Origin of the sequence: Haloactinopolyspora sp. (genome assembly GCF_027324685.1) — a bacterium.
Lineage (GTDB): Bacteria > Actinomycetota > Actinomycetes > Jiangellales > Jiangellaceae > Haloactinopolyspora.
Map to the genome: position 1 here is coordinate 75,583 of NZ_DAHVSH010000107.1, position 15,795 is coordinate 91,377.

Genomic DNA, 15,795 nt, shown 5'->3' on the forward strand with positions numbered 1-15,795 from the left:
CGGCGATTCCATCGTCGACTCCGCCCCGCAGTTCCGCGAGGGCGAGCAAGCTTCGGTGACGATCGTCGAGCAGCGATCGACGTCGGCCGAGTACGCCGCCGACACGGACGGCGCTGTCGGGACGTCGATCATCCCCGCTATCGGGAGCGGGGGCGTGCTCGGAATTCCCGACATCGTGCTTTCGGCCTACCAGCAGGCGGCGTCGAGGCTCATGGCCGAGAACCCGGCGTGTGCGATGCGCTGGCAGGTCTTGGCCGGCATCGGCAAGATCGAGTCCGGGCACGCCAACGGTGGCCGGGTCACTGCTGACGGCGACGCACGGCCGCACATCGTCGGCCCGGCGCTCGACGGCAACGGGTTCGCATCGATCAGCGACAGCGACGGTGGACGTTGGGACGGCGACCCGGTCTGGGATCGCGCCGTCGGACCGATGCAGTTCATCCCCGGCACGTGGAAGGTGTACGGAGCCGATGGCTCCGGTGACGGCGCCGTCGATCCGCACAACGTCTTCGACGCCACCGTGGCGGCCGCGCGGTATCTGTGTGCCGGTAGCGGCGACATGTCCACCGACGCGGGACTGCGGGCGGCCCTGTACCGGTACAACAACTCAGCCGCCTACGTCGCGAACGTCATGGCGTGGATCGCCGCCTACGACTCCGGACGTGGGCACGCGATCGGCTCGGCGGGGCCCGGGATCGACTTCAACGCACCTGCGGGTGACCCGGGCGGCGTCGGTCCGCTGGCTCCGTCGCCCCGGCCGAGTCCGTCGGACCGTCCCGACCCCTCGGGGAAGCCGGATCCGACCAAGAAGCCGGACCCGACGAAGAAGCCGGACCCGACCAAGAAGCCGGACCCGACCAAGAAGCCGGACCCGACCAAGAAGCCCGACCCCACCCCGTCGAAGACGGCCACGAAGTCGCCGCCGCCGACGAAGACACCGACGCCGACCAAGACGCCCACGCCGACCAAGACACCGACGCCGACCAAGACGCCCACGCAGACTCCCACGGAAACGCCGACCGAGACGCCGACGGAGACTCCCACCGAGACGCCGACTGAAACACCGACAGAGCCGGAGCAGCCGGACTGTGACGAGGATGACGGCGACGCCGGCGAGGACAACGGCGACGCCGGTGGCGACGAGGCGGGAGCGGAGGCAGCGCACGCTGACGACGGCGACCCGGATGAGCCGGGCGAACCGGACGAGTGCGAGACGGACGATCCGCCGACGGAGACGCCGGAGTCGTCGGACACGCCGGAGTCGTCGGACACGCCACAGACCCCGACGAAGCCGGAGACGCCGCAGACCGCGCAGACCCCGCCCCGGGTCACCGGCCGCCGTCGCTGACCAGGCGCCGGTCGTTACGTCGTTCGGCTACTGGTGCCCGCACCACGAGGGCTTCTGCAGTATCACCGGGCGTGCATGGGTGGTGGGGCAGGCAATTGCCTAGTGAACATGATCATTTCGCCCGGGTCGGGTGGTGTGTTCGCGCGCAAGGCCCCAGCACACGACGAGGCCTGCGGTGACCAGGCTCGGGACCAGGACCCCCATCAGGTCATGCGCGGTCGTCTCGACCACGACGACATAGCCGGCCAGGAGGGCCCAGAGAACAGCGGTGGTCCATCGGTCGCCGCGGGCCAGATGGGCGTACACGAGCAGGTGAGCCAGCGCGTACAGCGCGCCGAGTGCGGTGAAGCCGGGTACCTGCGCCGCGAGGTCGAGGTAGTCCGCGCCGGCGACGATGCGTACGGCGGTGCCGGACAGGGCCCAGGTCCCCGCCGTCAGCACCGCCCCGCACCCGGCGACGGTCAGGACACCCATGGTGACGGCGCCGCGACGCCGGGCCGGGTCGGCCAGGGCGGGAAAGGCGAGCATCGGGACGAACTGAGGCAGCCAGAACGCGATCTTGGTGAAGATCGACCCGGCTGCGTAGAGTCCGCTGGCGTCGGTGGACAGAACATGGCGGGCCAGCATGACGTCCACGTTCGTCAACACGACGAACCCCAGCAGCATCGCCGCTGAAGCCAGAGTCGCCCGCACGGCATACCCGTGCGGGCCCGCCACCGTCGGCCGGGTCGCCGCCCAGGCCACCCCTGTGGCCAGGACCAACCCCGCAGCCACGCCGATCATGGCGCCCGTCGCCGTCGGCGACACGGCCATGCCGACCAGGCCGGCGCCGACGCGCATCGTGGCCTGGATGGTGACCAGGGCGGCCAGCAGCGCGAACCGTTCGCGGCCCTGGACGACGCCGAGCGGAGGAGCAGCGGCAGCGAACGCGCCGATCGCGACCGCGGCGGCGATCGCCGGCACGGGCGAGGACAGTTGCAGCACGCTGCTCACCACCGGGCTTGCCAGGCACAGCGCGAGTGTCGTCACCGCGGCCACGACCAGCCCGGACCGGATCGCCGGCGCGGCCGGCCGGCCGGTCGCCACGGTGCGGGCGGTGGTGGCCTGTGCGGCGAGTGCGGCGACGTTGCCGACGATGATCAACGCCAGGAGGGCGCCGAAAGCGCCGAACTCGTCCGGCCCGAGACGCCGCGCGCCGACGACGGTCAGCACGTAGCCGAGCGCGTTGGCCACGCTGGTGCCGGCGGCCAGCAAGCCCGCCGAGCTCTGCAGCCCGGCAGTCCGGACCCGGGGGGCGACGTGCGGCATCGTTCCATCGTGTCAGGACCCGGGGAGGTTCGGGCCCGAATCCTCAGCAATCGGCCCACCTCGTCCGGACGGTGCGGTTATGCTCGCGCCGTGGCCTTCCGGCGGCACCTGGGCGCCCGGCGCGGCGACGTGGCACTCGGGGCGTGGTCTGTGGTCCTCGGCATCCTGATGTTGGCGCCGCTGGCTGCCCCCGGCTACGTGTTGTCCTACGACATGGTGGTCGTGCCCGATCAGGCGCTGCTGCCGTCGTCGGTCGGGGTGAGCAGTGCCCTGCCGCGGGCCGTTCCGCTGGACGCGGTGGTCGCGATCGTCGACGATGTCGTGCCCGCCGCGCTCGTGCAGCGGCTGGCCCTGTTCGGCGTGGTGGTGGGCGCGGCGTGGGGCGCCGGGCGGGCGCTCCCGGCGTCGTCGACGCCGTACCGGCTCGTCGCGGCGAGTGTCTACGGCTGGAACGCCTACGTGTTCGAGCGGCTGGTGATCGGGCACTGGCCGGTGCTGATCGGCTACGCGCTGCTGCCGTGGCTGCTGATCATCGCGCGCCGGGTCCGCGCCGGACAGCCCGGTGCCGCCGCCGGCGGTGTCCTGCTGGCCGCAGTGGCCGCGGTGACGGCGACCGGAGGGATCCTCACCTCGACGTTCTTCGCTGCGTTGGTCCTGGCGCCAGGGGGCCGGCAGCGCCGCCGCACCAAGCTCGGCGTGGCGCTCGCGCTGGTCGCGCTGCAAGCGCCGTGGATCGTGCCCGGGTTGGTGCGGCCGCAGGCCGCGGTGTCCGCCGCCGCGGGCGTGGAGGCTTTCGCTGCTCGCGCTGACGCGCCGTCGGGCCTGATCGGCAGCCTCATGACGCTGGGTGGCATCTGGAACGCCGGCGCCGTGCCGGGCAGCCGTGCCCTGATGGCGTCGGCGCTGCTGTCCGGCGTGATCGTCGCGCTCGCACTCGCCGGAGCTCGTGAACTCAGGCGGCGCATGAACCGGGTCGAGGCGGTGGTCGTGCCGGTGTTCGCCGCTGGTGGGCTCGTGCTGGCTGCTGCTGGTGCCGTCCCCGGCGGGCGAGACGTCATCGAGTGGCTGGTCACGCAGGTGCCAGGGGCCGGGCTGGTGCGCGACGGCCAGAAGTTCCTTGCGTGGTTCGCCTTGCTGCTGGCCATGGCGGCTGGGCACGGCACAGCCCGGATCGTGAAAGCGGTCTGCAGACCGGGTACCCGGGCCGTACCGCGGTTGATCGCGTGCGGGGCGGTGTTGCTGCCGCTGGCGGCGCTGCCGGACCTGGCGGCCGGTGCTGCGGGTCGGCTGACGCCGGTGCAGTACCCGCAGTCGTGGGCGCAGACCCGCACGGTGCTGCACGAATCGTCGGCGCCCGGCGACGTCGTCGTGTTGCCGTTTCAGCCGTATCGCTCGTTCCCCTGGGCTGACGGGCGGACGGTGCTCGATCCGGCGCCGCGCTATTTCGGCGTCGAGCCGGTCGTTCCGGATGCGCTACCCGTCGGCGGTTCGGTCGTGCCCGGTGAAGACCCGCGGGCTCGCCGGATCGATGCGGCCTTGACCGCCGAGCGCCCGCTGGCCGGCCTGGCTGCGGCCGGGGTCGGATGGATCATCGTCCTGCGCGACACGCCGGGGGAGGTGCCGGGCGCCGTCGTGGCCGGCGCGCGCCGCGTCGCGCACTACGACGAGGTCGAGCTGTTTCGCGTTCCCGGCCCGATCCGGCCGTGGACCGATGTGCCACCACGTGGGCCGATCGTCGCCGCGAATATCGTCTGTTTGGCCACTCTTGCTGTCGCTTCGGTGGATCTTGTCCGGAACGCCGTCTTACGGCGGCGGCGATCAATAGGCTCCCTCGTGTCGTGATTCGGCAACGTCATCAGGGAGATCGTTTAGTCCATGGGCAATATCGGAGGCATTGTCGCCGCGATTGTGGGTGTGGTGCTCGCCGGATTGACGGTTATCACCGCCGTGAATGTCAGCGAACCGGACAGGTCGGGCGATTCCGGCACGGTCAGTGAGATCGACCTGATCGACTACGACCGGCTCTGAGTCGGTGGAATCCCAAACTTTCCAGCGTCGTCGAGAGAATGATTCGGCGCTGCGCGTCGTGATGCTCAACTGGCGCGACACCCTGCACCCCGAAGGCGGCGGCTCGGAGCGTTACGTCGAGACCGTCGCTGCCGGCCTGGCCGCTGCGGGCCACGACGTCACGGTCTTCTGTGCGGCCTATCCCGGCGGCGCACGCCACGAATGGCGCGACGGCTACCGGATCGTGCGGCGCGGCGGCAAGCTCACCGTCTACGCTCGTGCGCTCGCCGCGCTGGCGACCAGGCGGCTCGGGCGCCCTGACGTCGTGGTCGACGTCCAGAACGGGGTGCCGTTCTGGAGCCGGGTGGCGGTTCGCTGCCCCGTGGTCGTCCTCGTGCATCACGTCCATCGCGAGCAGTGGGGTGTGGTGTATCGCCGGGCGATAGCGCGGTTCGGCTGGTGGCTGGAGTCGTGGCTGGCGCCGCGGGTGTATCGCCGTTCGCAGTATGTCACCGTCTCCGAGGTCACCCGCGACGAACTGACCGGGCTCGGGGTCGAGCGCGCGCGGATCGACGTCGTGCACAACGGCACCGCGCCGGCTCCGCCGACCACGGTCGCGCGTTCGGCGACGCCGCGGATCTGTGTGCTCGGCCGGTTGGTCCCGCACAAGCAGGTCGAGCACGCGTTGGCGGCTGCGGCCCGGCTACGCCACGACTGGCCCGACCTGCGTGTCAGCGTCGTCGGTTCCGGCTGGTGGGCCCAGCAGCTCGTCGCGGCCGCCGAGCGGCTGGGGGTCGGTGACATCACCGAGTTTCACGGGCACGTCGACGAACAGGCCAAGCATGACGAGCTGGCCCGGAGCTGGCTGATGGTGGCGCCGTCGGTGAAGGAGGGCTGGGGTCTGGTCGTGGTCGAGGGTGCCCAGCACGAACTGCCTGCCGTGGGCTACCGGTCGGCCGGCGGCATCGCCGAGTCGATCGTCGATGGCGAGACCGGGGTGCTCGTCGACGATCTGGACCAGCTGACGCGCGCGGTCGGCGAGCTGCTGGCCGACGATGCCCGCCGGGGCCGGCTCGGTCGCGCCGCTGCCCGGCGCGCCGCGGAGTTCTCCTGGGCCTCGACGGTGCACGGGTGGGAGCAGATCCTCGAGCGCGTCTGCGCCGAGCGGTCACGTCCGCCGCTGCGCGCAGCGACGGCGGCCACGCAGCTTTCGTTGTTCTTCCGGCAATCGTGAAGAATGACGCGAAGTCGCGCGGCAAATGGGTTATTTTGCCGGAGTGCTGCTCACCGGGCCTAGTCGTCGTAGCGCGACCCTGAATCGTTCCGTTCGGCTTTTTCGGGCATTTCTGACCGAACAGCGCGACCCGGACCGGTTTTACTCTGTTCTGGCGGCCGACTCGGTCGGGCAATTGTCCGAATATGCCGAATTGCACGGAGCTGTGGTCCTCGACGTCGGCGCCGGTCCCGGCTATTTCCGTGCCGCGTTCGTCGAGGCCGGCGCGCGGTATGTCTCGGTCGACCATGACCTCGGCGAGTTGGGCGCCCGCGGTGCAGTCGAACCGGGCAGCGTGGTGGGTTGCGCGACGGCGCTGCCCTTCGGCGACGGTGTGGTCGACGTGTGCTACTCGTCGAACGTCCTCGAGCACGTCCGGCAGCCGTGGGCGATGGCCGACGAGATGCTGCGCGTCACGCGGCCGGGGGGAGTGGTCTACCTGTCGTTCACGGTGTGGTGGTCACCGTGGGGCGGGCACGAGACCGCACCGTGGCACTACTTCGGCGGTGAGCGCGCCGCTCGCCGGTACGAGCGCCGGACGGGCCGCCCGCCGAAGAACCGGTACGGCCAGAGCCTGTTCCCGGTGACCGTGGCCGAGGCGATGCGATGGGTGCGCAGCAGCCCACGAGGCGAGTTGGTGGCGGCGTTCCCGCGCTACCACCCACGGTGGGCTGCGGGCGTCACCCGCGTACCGCTCGTACGCGAAGCGTTGACCTGGAACCTCGCCGTGGTGATGCGTCGGCGATGACCACCGAGCCCACCCCGTCGCCGCGACCGGGGGCGAGGGCCTGGCCGCTGCACTTGGCCGCGTGCTGCATCGTGTTGACGGCCCTGGCGTTCCGGCAGCGTCCCGGCCTGATCGTGCCCGACACGAAGCTCGACCTGACCGCCGACCCGGCCGGCTTCTTGAGCCGGGCGATGCATCTGTGGGAACCGGCTGCGGCATTCGGCCAGCTGCAGAACCAGGCCTACGGCTACCTGTTCCCGATGGGCCCGTTCCACCTCCTCGGCGGGCTGGCCGGGTTGCCGGAGTGGGTCGTGCAGCGGCTGTGGTGGTCATTGATCCTCGTGGTCGCCTTCCTCGGCATGGTTCGCCTCGCCGGCGAGCTGGGGATCGGGCAGGCGTGGACGCGGCTGCTGGGCGGGCTCGCCTTCGCGTTGACGCCGCGAATCCTGGTCTCACTGGGCGCGATCTCGATCGAGGCCTGGCCGACGGCGCTTGCCCCGTGGGTGCTGGTTCCGCTGGTGCGGGCGTGGCGCGGTGGTTCGGTCGTGCGTCATGCGGCTGGGTCGGCCGGGGCGATCGCGTGCATGGGCGGGGTCAATGCCGCGGCGACGGCGGCCGCTGTGCTGCCGTCGGTGCTCTGGCTCGTACTGACGCCGAACTGGCCCGGCCGGGCGCGTGCGGCCGCGTGGTGGCTGGGCTGCACCATGATCGCGACGGCGTGGTGGTGGGGCCCGTTGCTGCTGCTCGGCGCGCACGGTCCGCCGTTTCTCGACTGGATCGAGACGTCGGCGAACACGACCCAGCACACCTCCCTGATCGAGGTCCTGCGCGGCAGCAACCACTGGTTGTCCTATCTGGACGTCGCGGGTGAGCCACAGTGGCCGGCCGGGCGGTTGCTGGCCGCCGAGCCGGTCCTGATCCTCGACACCGTCCTGGTGGCCGCCCTCGGGCTGGCCGGGCTGGCCAGGCGCGACATGCCGGCTCGGCGGGTGCTGCTGGCCGGCGCCGCCGCCGGTCTGGTCCTGGTGTCCGCGGCCTACGTCGGCCCGGCTGCCTCACCGGTGGCCGAACAGGTACGCGACCTGCTCGACGGCCCGCTGGCGCCGTTTCGCAATGTGCACAAGTTCGACGTCGTCCTGCGCGTGCCGCTGGTGCTGGGGCTCGTACACGTGCTGGCCATGCTCCCGGCACTGGGGCGCTCGACGCGCCGATTCCGCATCGTCGCGGCCGGTCTCACCGTGGTCGTCCTCGCCGGCGTGGCGACTCCGGCGCTGGTGGGACGGCTACCGCAGCCGGGCTCGTACGACGACATCCCCGCGTACTGGCACGACGCCGCCGACTGGCTGGACGACAACGCCGGCTCCAGGAGAGCGCTGCTGCTGCCGGCCAGCCCGTTCGCCGAGTACGTGTGGGGCGCGCCACGCGACGAGCCGCTGCAGGCGCTCACCGACGCGCATTGGGCGGTACGTGACTCCGTGCCGCTGTCCTCGGCCGGCAACATCCGCCTGCTCGATGCGATCGAACGCCGCCTCGGCGCCGGTCGCGGCGGCGCGGGCGTGAGCATTGCGCTACGCCGCGCCGGCGTCGGGCTGCTGGTCGTGCGCAACGATCTGGACCGGTCGCGCGTGGAAGCGCCCCGACCGGCGCTGGTGCATCAGGCCCTGGCCGAGATGCCCGGAGTCGAGCGCGTGGCGACGTTCGGCCCCGAGATCGGCGCCGGCGACGACCCGCAGGTGTCGGCGGACTCGCGCCTCGATGTGAGCTATCCGGCCGTGGAGATCTACCAAGTGATGCCGCCGGAGGCCGAGATGCGGGTGCGCTCGGACCCGCTCGAGGGCAGCCTCCGGATGTCCGGCGGCCCGGAGTCGCTGCTCACCCTGGGCGATGCCGGGCTGCTGGACGGACGGGCGACGTTCGTCGCCGGGGACGGCCAAGACGTCGTGGATCCTGATCCGGTGCCGGTCGTGACCGACGGGCTGCGGCGGCGCGCGGTGTGGTTCGGCGCGATCCGCGACAACGCGACGCACGTGCTCGCCGCCGGTGACGACGGGCCCCTGGATCGAGCCGCGCGGGACTTCCTCCCGGTCGACGACCCGCAGCGCGAGACGGTCGCGGTCGCCGAGGGGGTGGCGTCGGTGACGGCGTCGTCGTCGGGCGCGGACCCGCTGGCGACGATGGCCCGCGGCCCGGAGAACTCCCCGTGGGCGGCGCTCGACGGTGACGTGGCGACCAGTTGGATCTCTGGCGTCTACGGCGAACCCGAGGGGCAATGGATCGAGATCGCCTTCGACGAGCCGCACCAGTTCGACTCCGTGGAGCTCGTCACGCTGAACGACGGCCCCATCGGTGCGCCACCGGCCCGGGTGGAGGTCAGCACCGATACCGGCGCCGTCGCCACCGACCTGGACGACGAGTCCGCCGTGCACCAGCTCGCGGTTGCGCCAGGGGAGACGAGCACGCTGCGCGTGCGCGTGTTGAAGGTGGGAGCGGGCACGCCCACCGGCGTGGGTGTTCGTGAGCTGCGGATACCCGGCGTCACGGTCCGGCGCATGCTCAAGGCGGCACCGGTGCCCGCTGCCGACCTCGGCGGACCGGAAGCGACCGAGACGCTGATGTTCGCCACCGCTGACGCACGCCGGGGAGCCTGTGTGCACACCGGCGACGTCGTCCGCTGTGCACGGCAGTTGGCCCGTACCGGAGAGGAGAACGGCGACCTGCGCCGGCGGGTGGACCTGCACACCGGTGGCCGATACACGATCGAGGCCACGGTCCGGCCACGACCGGGAACGGCGCTGGAGGAGATGATCGACGCCGAGTCCGGCGGGCTGCGCGCCGAGGCGAGCTCACGCGCCATCGGCGATCCACTGGCCCGGCCGCAGGCAGCGGTCGACCTCGACCCGGGCACTGGATGGATCGCCGCGCCCGACGACCCGGCGCCCACGCTCACCCTGTCCTGGCCGGAGCCCAGAACCGTCGACGGCGTGCAACTGGTCGTCCATCCGTGGCTGGCGGCGTCGCGCCCGCGCACCGTCGAGATCACCGTCGGCGGTGCGACCACGCAGGTGGAGGTCGACGACGAAGGCCGTGCCCGGTTGCCCGAACCCGTCGAGACCACACAGCTCGACGTGCACATCGCGGCCCTGGACGAGGTCGTCGACACCGGTGTCGACTTCGGCCTGCAAACGGTGTTGCCTGCGGGCGCATCCGAGGTGCGCATCCTCGGGACCGACGAGCTGCGCGCGCCGACCGACCAGGCCGCGCCGCTGCCCGCCCACTGCGGCAGCGGACCGGATGTCGCGATCGACTCGACGATCATCCCGACGAGGCTCGACGGCACCGTGGGTGACGCGCTGCACGGGCGTGCCGTGCCGGTACGTGCATGCCTGCAGCAGGACGGCGTCCAGGTGTATCCGGGCGTGCACGACTTCGTCCTGGAGACCGCGGCGACCATGCGCCCGGAGAGCCTGACCCTCCGGCCGGCCGACGGTCTGGCTCCGGCTTCAGAGCCGGCTGAGGTGCAGGTTCGGTCCTGGGAGCCCACGCATCGCGAGGTGGCCGTGGCCGAGCGTGAGGTCGACACCGTCCTCACCGTGACCGAGAACGCGAACGAGGGGTGGCAGGCCTCCCTCGACGGGGACCGGCTGGAGCCGGTCCGGATCGACGGCTGGGCCCAGGGGTTCGTGGTTCCGGCCGGCGCCGGCGGCGTGATCGAGCTGACGTACCGCCCGGACACGCCGTACCGGGTCGCACTGGGCGCAGGCGGCGTTGGGGTGGTCGTGGTGGCCGGCTTGTGGTGGTTCGCCGGGCGCGCACCGGCGACGAGTCCCACCGGCCCGCCGGGTGAGCCGGCACGGGCACGCCCCAACCGTCGGAGCGGGCGGCACGGAGCCCGGCGGCCCAGGTGGACCTCGGCTGCCTCGGTCGCCGGGGCCGCCGCGCTGGTGGTCCTGGGTGGAGCGGCCGGCGCGGCAGCCGTGGCAGGCGGGGTGCTCGTCCTCGCCGCCGGGTGGCGCTGGCCGGCGGTGCGCCGTGTGGCTCCGGCGATCGCCGCGGCGGTCGCGCTGGCGGCCGGTGTCGTCGTGGCGCTCGATCCGTGGCCGGGCCCGCAGCCGGGTGCGCACTCCGGTGTGGCGCAGGTACTGGTCCTGGTCGCGGTCGCCGTCGCTGTGATCGGAACCGGGCAGACGCCCCAGAACCGAGCACCACGCTCGCATGTCCACCGGCGCCGTGGGTACTGGCGACGGGAGTGACGATTCAGGCGATGTGCCGATAGGAGGACCCGACATGGCTGGACGAATCGACGGTGCGAGAGTGGCCGTCCTCGTCGCGAACGAAGGCGTCGAGCAGATCGAACTGACCGAGCCGTGGCAGGCGTTGCAGGACGCCGGCGCGCGCCCTGAGCTGGTAGCGCCCCAGGCCGGACAGGTCCAGGCGATGAACCACCTCGACAAGGCCGACACGTTCCCGGTCGATCGCACGGTCGCCGAGGCCGACCCCGGCGATTACGACGCCTTGGTTCTGCCCGGCGGGGTGGCCAACCCGGACAACCTGCGGCTGTCGCCGGAGGCCGTCGCCTTCGTCCGGGCGATCGTCGAGAGCGGCACCCCCGTAGCCGCCATCTGTCACGCGCCGTGGATGTTGGTCGAGGCCGACGTGGTGCGCGGACGCACCCTGACGTCGTACCCGAGCCTTCGTACCGACATCGTCAACGCGGGCGGCACCTGGGTCGATGCCGAGGTCCAGACCGACCGCGGCATGGTCACCAGCCGCAAGCCAGACGACCTGCCGGCCTTCTGCGCCAAGATGATCGAGGAGATCGCCGAAGGCCAGCATTCGGTGCCCGCCGCCGGCCAAGCCGGGGCGTGACCTTCGCCGATCCGCTTTCATCCCACCCTGTCGGCCGGGTAGTTTCGCGCTGTACGCGGGCCTGCCGACCGGGCGCCCGCGCCCGCCCCGGGCGGAGCGACAGGGACGAGGAAGGTGGACATGCGGCGCTCGATCGGCTTGGCCCTCGTGGGTCTCGGCGTGCTCATGCTCGTCGCCGCGCCGCTACTTCGGTGGTACGCCTATCCGCGCCTGGCCGTCGTCTCAGACGCCGCAACTGAGCAGATCTCCACGGGTCAGGACGTGACCGTGCTCGATCGCGCGGCTGTGTTGACCCAGGAAGGCCCCATGGAGCGCAGCACCGACGTGCGGTCGGTGCGCCGGATCGTTCCGGACGTGGCCGCAGGCACTGATGACCGGGCGGTCTGGGAGACCAGCGTGACCACGGTCGACACCCAGGGCGACGACGATTCCGCCGAACCCGACGTGTTGGCGTACCTGGAGGAGCGGGTGGCCTTCGACCGGCACGGCGGTTACGCCGTCGAAGGTGGCGAGCAGTACATCTCCCGCACCGGTGACGAAGCCGACGCCGAGCCGATCGAGCACGCCGGGTATCTGTTCAAGCTGCCGTTCGGGACCGAGAAGCGCGATTACGACTTCTGGGATGCCGAGTTGCGGGCCACTCGCCCGATGACCTTCGTCGCAGCGGACCAGCGTGGTGACCTCGACGTGTATCGCTTCGAGCAGCGGATCGAACCCACGGTGATCGCCCAGATGGAGGTCCCGGGGGCGTTGTTCGACCGATCAGGCGCGGTGAAGGCCGAACACGTCTACAGCGCCACCCGCACGATCTGGGTCGAGCCATACACCGGAGCCATCATCGACGGCCGGCACGAGCTCGACTCGTTCCTGCGCTTCGACGGCGAGCGCGGTCCGGCCGTGGTGCAGGGAACGCTGGCCTACACCGACGACCAGGTCGCTGCCAACATCGCCGAATACTCCGGCCCGGCCGACGAGCTGGCCCTGGTGCGTGACACGCTGCCGCTGGGTGGCCTCGTCGCCGGGGCGGTGGTCCTGATCGCCGGGGTCGTCGTGGCGGGGCGCAAGACGGAGTCGGGGCGGCGTCGCCTCGGCGGGTCCGCTTCCGCGCCCGGCGCACGCTCGGTGGGCGGTGCAGGGGCGAGCGGACCGGAGCCCTCCACCGTCTCCACGGCCGGCGAGCCGGAGCCCAGGGCGGCGCACCCGACGTTCGTCGCCGAGCCGGATCCGGTCGTGTTGCCGGAGCCGGAGGTGCCGCTGGAACCGACCGTGCCGGCTGTGCCTTCCGTGGCGTGGCGACCGGAGCAGCCTGGCGCCGATCCGGCTGCGGCGGCCGGTGACCCGCCGGCGACCGAGCCGGAACCCGCGGCCGCCGACGCAGGTCACGACCTGTCCGGACCACGTCAACCGGCTGGTCGTGGCGCTGATCACGATCTCGGTGGTCACGATCTCGCCGAAGAGTTCGACGAGTTCGACGAGGACGCCCAGGGACCGGGCCCGGCGTACCGATACTGACCCGAACACCGACCCGAGCTGAGCCGTGAACACGTAGGAACTCGCCCGCGAACGCGTTCGTTTCCCGGGGACGATCTAGGCAAAGTCTGGGGCAGAGTCTCGGGCACATGGACGAAACGGGGGTTGCGCAACCGGCCGATCCGCCACTCACATCTGCATCGTGATCGACTCGCGACCTCCCGCCGATTGACCCTGGTCGGTGCGGCCGGGTAGCCTATCGTTTGCGCTGTGGGCCTGCGCGAACCTCGGACGGAGCAGGCTCGCGCTCGTTACTGTCGGTGGGCGGCACAGGGTACAGGTCCTGGTCGAATCGGTGGCACGGCGATCCAAGGGTCCTGGCGCGGAACTCATCTCATCCTTTGTCCGGAGTCCCCTTCCACATGACGAGCAGCATTGAGGCCACGACGGCCCCCTCGACGGCCCCTTCGACGACGCAGGTCGCCGTCAATGATGTCGGGTCCGAGGAGGCCTTCCTCGCCGCGATCGACGAGACGATCAAGTACTTCAACGACGGTGACATCGTGTCCGGCACCGTCGTCAAGGTCGACAGGGACGAAGTCCTGCTCGACATCGGCTACAAGACCGAGGGCGTCATCCCCTCGCGTGAGCTGTCCATCAAGCACGACGTCGATCCCAACGAGGTCGTGGCCGTCGGCGACGAAGTCGAGGCCCTCGTCCTGCAGAAGGAGGACAAGGAAGGCCGCCTGATCCTGTCCAAGAAGCGCGCTCAGTACGAGCGCGCCTGGGGCAAGATCGAAGAGATCAAGGAGGCCGACGGCGTCGTCTCCGGCACCGTCATCGAGGTCGTCAAGGGTGGACTCATCCTCGACATCGGCCTGCGCGGCTTCCTGCCTGCCTCCCTCGTCGAGATGCGCCGCGTGCGCGACCTGCAGCCGTATGTGGGCAAGGAGATCGAGGCCAAGATCATCGAGCTGGACAAGAACCGCAACAACGTCGTTCTGTCCCGGCGCGCTTGGCTCGAGCAGACCCAGTCCGAGGTCCGGTCCACCTTCCTGCAGACGTTGCAGAAGGGCCAGATCCGCTCCGGCGTGGTGTCCTCCATCGTCAACTTCGGCGCGTTCGTCGACCTCGGCGGGGTCGACGGCCTGGTGCACGTCTCCGAGCTGTCCTGGAAGCACATCGACCACCCGTCCGAGGTCGTCGAGGTCGGCCAGGAGGTCACCGTCGAGGTGCTCGACGTCGACATGGACCGCGAGCGGGTGTCGCTGTCGCTCAAGGCCACTCTCGAGGACCCGTGGCAGCAGTTCGCCCGCATGCACCAGATCGGGCAGATCGTGCCGGGCAAGGTCACCAAGTTGGTGCCGTTCGGTGCCTTCGTCCGCGTCGAGGACGGCATCGAGGGCCTGGTGCACATCTCGGAGCTGGCCGAGCGCCACGTCGAGGTTCCCGAACAGGTCGTCACGGTCGGCAAGGACGTCATGGTCAAGGTCATCGACATCGACCTCGAGCGTCGCCGGATCTCGTTGTCGCTGAAGCAGGCCAACGAGGGCGACACCGCCGCGCACGTCAGCGAGCACTTCGACCCGACGCTGTACGGCATGGCCGCCGACTACGACGAACAGGGCAACTACAAGTACCCCGAGGGCTTCGACCCGGAGACCAACGACTGGCTGCCGGGCTACGAGAAGCAGCGCGAGGAGTGGGAGCGGCAGTACGCCGAGGCCCACGCGCGCTGGGAAGCGCACAAGTCGCAGATCGAGAGCGCGCAGGAGGCCGAGTCCGAGACGAAGGCCGACACGCCGTCCTCGTACTCCAGCGCCCCGACGCCTGAGGAGCCCGAGAACGGCACCCTCGCTTCGGACGAAGCGCTGCAGGCGCTGCGTGAGAAGCTCACCGGCAACTGACCCGGCGTAGGCCGCTCGACGGGCCCCGCGTCCTCGCGGACGCGGGGCCCGTCGCCGTGTCACTGGTCGGCAACGGCTCGGCCACGATGACGCCAGCCGGCGTGCCTCAGCGCGGTACCAGGCGCGCGCGACCGTTACGGTGATGGCGTGATGAGCCGACTGAGCCGTTCAGCAGCCGTTGCTGTGGCCGTTGCGCTGTCGGTCACCGCCTGCTCCAACACCGATGAGCCCGAGGTTCCGGTCGTGCCCACGCAGGGAGCCTCGCCCAGTGACGACGGCTCCGCAGGCGACGCGGCCGCGACGCCGTCGCCCACGTCCACGACCGGCGTTCCCGAACTGTGCGAGGACCTGGCCACCGCCGGTGAGGTGGCGAAGATCCTCAAGGTGCCGATGCGCGGCGAGACCCAGCGTGTCTACAACGACGATTACCTCGGGGATTCGGGCCGCACCGGACGGCTGACCTGCAAGTACGGGGTGCGTCCCACGCCTGAGGGCCGCAACGCGCCGCCGACACCTGCACCGGTCCCGCTCACCGTGGCCGTCAGCGGCTATGTCGACGGCGACGTCGCGGCCGGTCGCATCAGCTCGACCGTCGACGATGCACAGGCGGCCGGTACGACGGTGCAGGCGCAGTCGGTCGCCGGGCGCGACGGGTTCTTGCTCTCGGACAAGCAGGACGTGTCGTTCGTGGTCGCTGACGACGTGCGAACCTATGTCATCACCTTGTCCCACGGCGTGGTCGCCAAACCCGCCGAGCGTGTGGTGCTGCTCGACATGGCCCATCACCTGCTCGGCATCCCGCCGTCGACCTCCGCCGCCACCGCCACCGCCTGAACTCGTCGAATGATCATGTTCAGCTGGCAATTCCCAACTCCACCACCCGTGCACG

Annotated in this window: 11 protein-coding genes; 10 read left to right on the forward strand and 1 reads right to left on the reverse strand. The window is 71.0% G+C overall.

Annotated elements, in window-relative coordinates; all coding sequences use genetic code 11:
- Positions 1 to 55 precede the first annotated feature (55 nt).
- On the forward strand, positions 56 to 1,348 hold the full coding sequence (locus M6444_RS12615) for a lytic murein transglycosylase (protein WP_298327721.1): 1,293 nt from the start codon (positions 56 to 58) through the stop codon (positions 1,346 to 1,348).
- Between the two features lie 99 nt (positions 1,349 to 1,447).
- Here M6444_RS12615 and M6444_RS12620 read toward each other — a convergent pair whose 3' ends face one another.
- Positions 1,448 to 2,656, reverse strand: a complete 1,209-nt coding sequence (locus tag M6444_RS12620) for a hypothetical protein (RefSeq protein ID WP_298327724.1) — start codon at positions 2,654 to 2,656, stop codon at positions 1,448 to 1,450.
- Positions 2,657 to 2,746: 90 nt separating this feature from the next.
- Between M6444_RS12620 and M6444_RS12625 the strand changes: the two genes are divergently transcribed.
- The 9 genes from M6444_RS12625 to M6444_RS12665 all read left to right on the forward strand — a co-directional run bounded on the left by M6444_RS12625 (position 2,747) and on the right by M6444_RS12665 (position 15,740).
- Positions 2,747 to 4,498, forward strand: a complete 1,752-nt coding sequence (locus M6444_RS12625; RefSeq protein ID WP_298327726.1) for a hypothetical protein — start codon at positions 2,747 to 2,749, stop codon at positions 4,496 to 4,498.
- Positions 4,499 to 4,531: 33 nt separating this feature from the next.
- Positions 4,532 to 4,684, forward strand: a complete 153-nt coding sequence (locus tag M6444_RS12630; protein ID WP_298327729.1) for a hypothetical protein — start codon at positions 4,532 to 4,534, stop codon at positions 4,682 to 4,684.
- 4 nt (positions 4,685 to 4,688) lie between these two features.
- On the forward strand, positions 4,689 to 5,897 hold the full coding sequence (locus M6444_RS12635) for a glycosyltransferase family 4 protein (protein ID WP_298327732.1): 1,209 nt from the start codon (positions 4,689 to 4,691) through the stop codon (positions 5,895 to 5,897).
- A 25-nt stretch (positions 5,898 to 5,922) separates the two neighbouring features.
- Positions 5,923 to 6,684: a class I SAM-dependent methyltransferase gene (locus M6444_RS12640; protein WP_298327735.1), complete on the forward strand. Its 762-nt coding sequence runs from the start codon at positions 5,923 to 5,925 to the stop codon at positions 6,682 to 6,684.
- A complete protein-coding gene (locus tag M6444_RS12645) occupies positions 6,681 to 10,913 on the forward strand; it encodes an alpha-(1->3)-arabinofuranosyltransferase (protein ID WP_298327739.1) in 4,233 nt (1,410 codons plus the stop codon). Before M6444_RS12640 ends, M6444_RS12645 begins: the two co-directional genes overlap by 4 nt.
- Positions 10,914 to 10,947: 34 nt before the next feature.
- Complete coding sequence (locus tag M6444_RS12650) at positions 10,948 to 11,529, forward strand: type 1 glutamine amidotransferase domain-containing protein (protein ID WP_298327742.1); 582 nt, start codon at positions 10,948 to 10,950, stop codon at positions 11,527 to 11,529.
- A 120-nt stretch (positions 11,530 to 11,649) separates the two neighbouring features.
- Positions 11,650 to 13,041 (forward strand): porin PorA family protein, encoded by a 1,392-nt coding sequence (locus M6444_RS12655; protein WP_298327744.1) that lies wholly within the window; start codon positions 11,650 to 11,652, stop codon positions 13,039 to 13,041.
- Between the two features lie 380 nt (positions 13,042 to 13,421).
- Positions 13,422 to 14,906, forward strand: coding sequence for a 30S ribosomal protein S1 (rpsA, locus tag M6444_RS12660; RefSeq protein WP_298327747.1), 1,485 nt, complete (start codon positions 13,422 to 13,424; stop codon positions 14,904 to 14,906).
- 150 nt (positions 14,907 to 15,056) lie between these two features.
- A complete protein-coding gene (locus M6444_RS12665) occupies positions 15,057 to 15,740 on the forward strand; it encodes a hypothetical protein (RefSeq protein ID WP_298327750.1) in 684 nt (227 codons plus the stop codon).
- Positions 15,741 to 15,795: the final 55 nt, after the last annotated feature.

Excerpts from the sequence above, each read along its gene's own strand:
- rpsA (WP_298327747.1), top strand. The coding sequence starts at position 13,422 with ATGACGAGCAGCATTGAGGCCACGACGGCCCCCTCGACGGCCCCTTCG.
- M6444_RS12655 (WP_298327744.1), top strand. The coding sequence starts at position 11,650 with ATGCGGCGCTCGATCGGCTTGGCCCTCGTGGGTCTCGGCGTGCTCATG.
- M6444_RS12630 (WP_298327729.1), top strand. The coding sequence starts at position 4,532 with ATGGGCAATATCGGAGGCATTGTCGCCGCGATTGTGGGTGTGGTGCTC.
- M6444_RS12620 (WP_298327724.1), bottom strand. The coding sequence starts at position 2,656 with ATGCCGCACGTCGCCCCCCGGGTCCGGACTGCCGGGCTGCAGAGCTCG.
- M6444_RS12665 (WP_298327750.1), top strand. The coding sequence starts at position 15,057 with ATGAGCCGACTGAGCCGTTCAGCAGCCGTTGCTGTGGCCGTTGCGCTG.
- M6444_RS12650 (WP_298327742.1), top strand. The coding sequence starts at position 10,948 with ATGGCTGGACGAATCGACGGTGCGAGAGTGGCCGTCCTCGTCGCGAAC.
- M6444_RS12645 (WP_298327739.1), top strand. The coding sequence starts at position 6,681 with ATGACCACCGAGCCCACCCCGTCGCCGCGACCGGGGGCGAGGGCCTGG.
- M6444_RS12640 (WP_298327735.1), top strand. The coding sequence starts at position 5,923 with ATGGGTTATTTTGCCGGAGTGCTGCTCACCGGGCCTAGTCGTCGTAGC.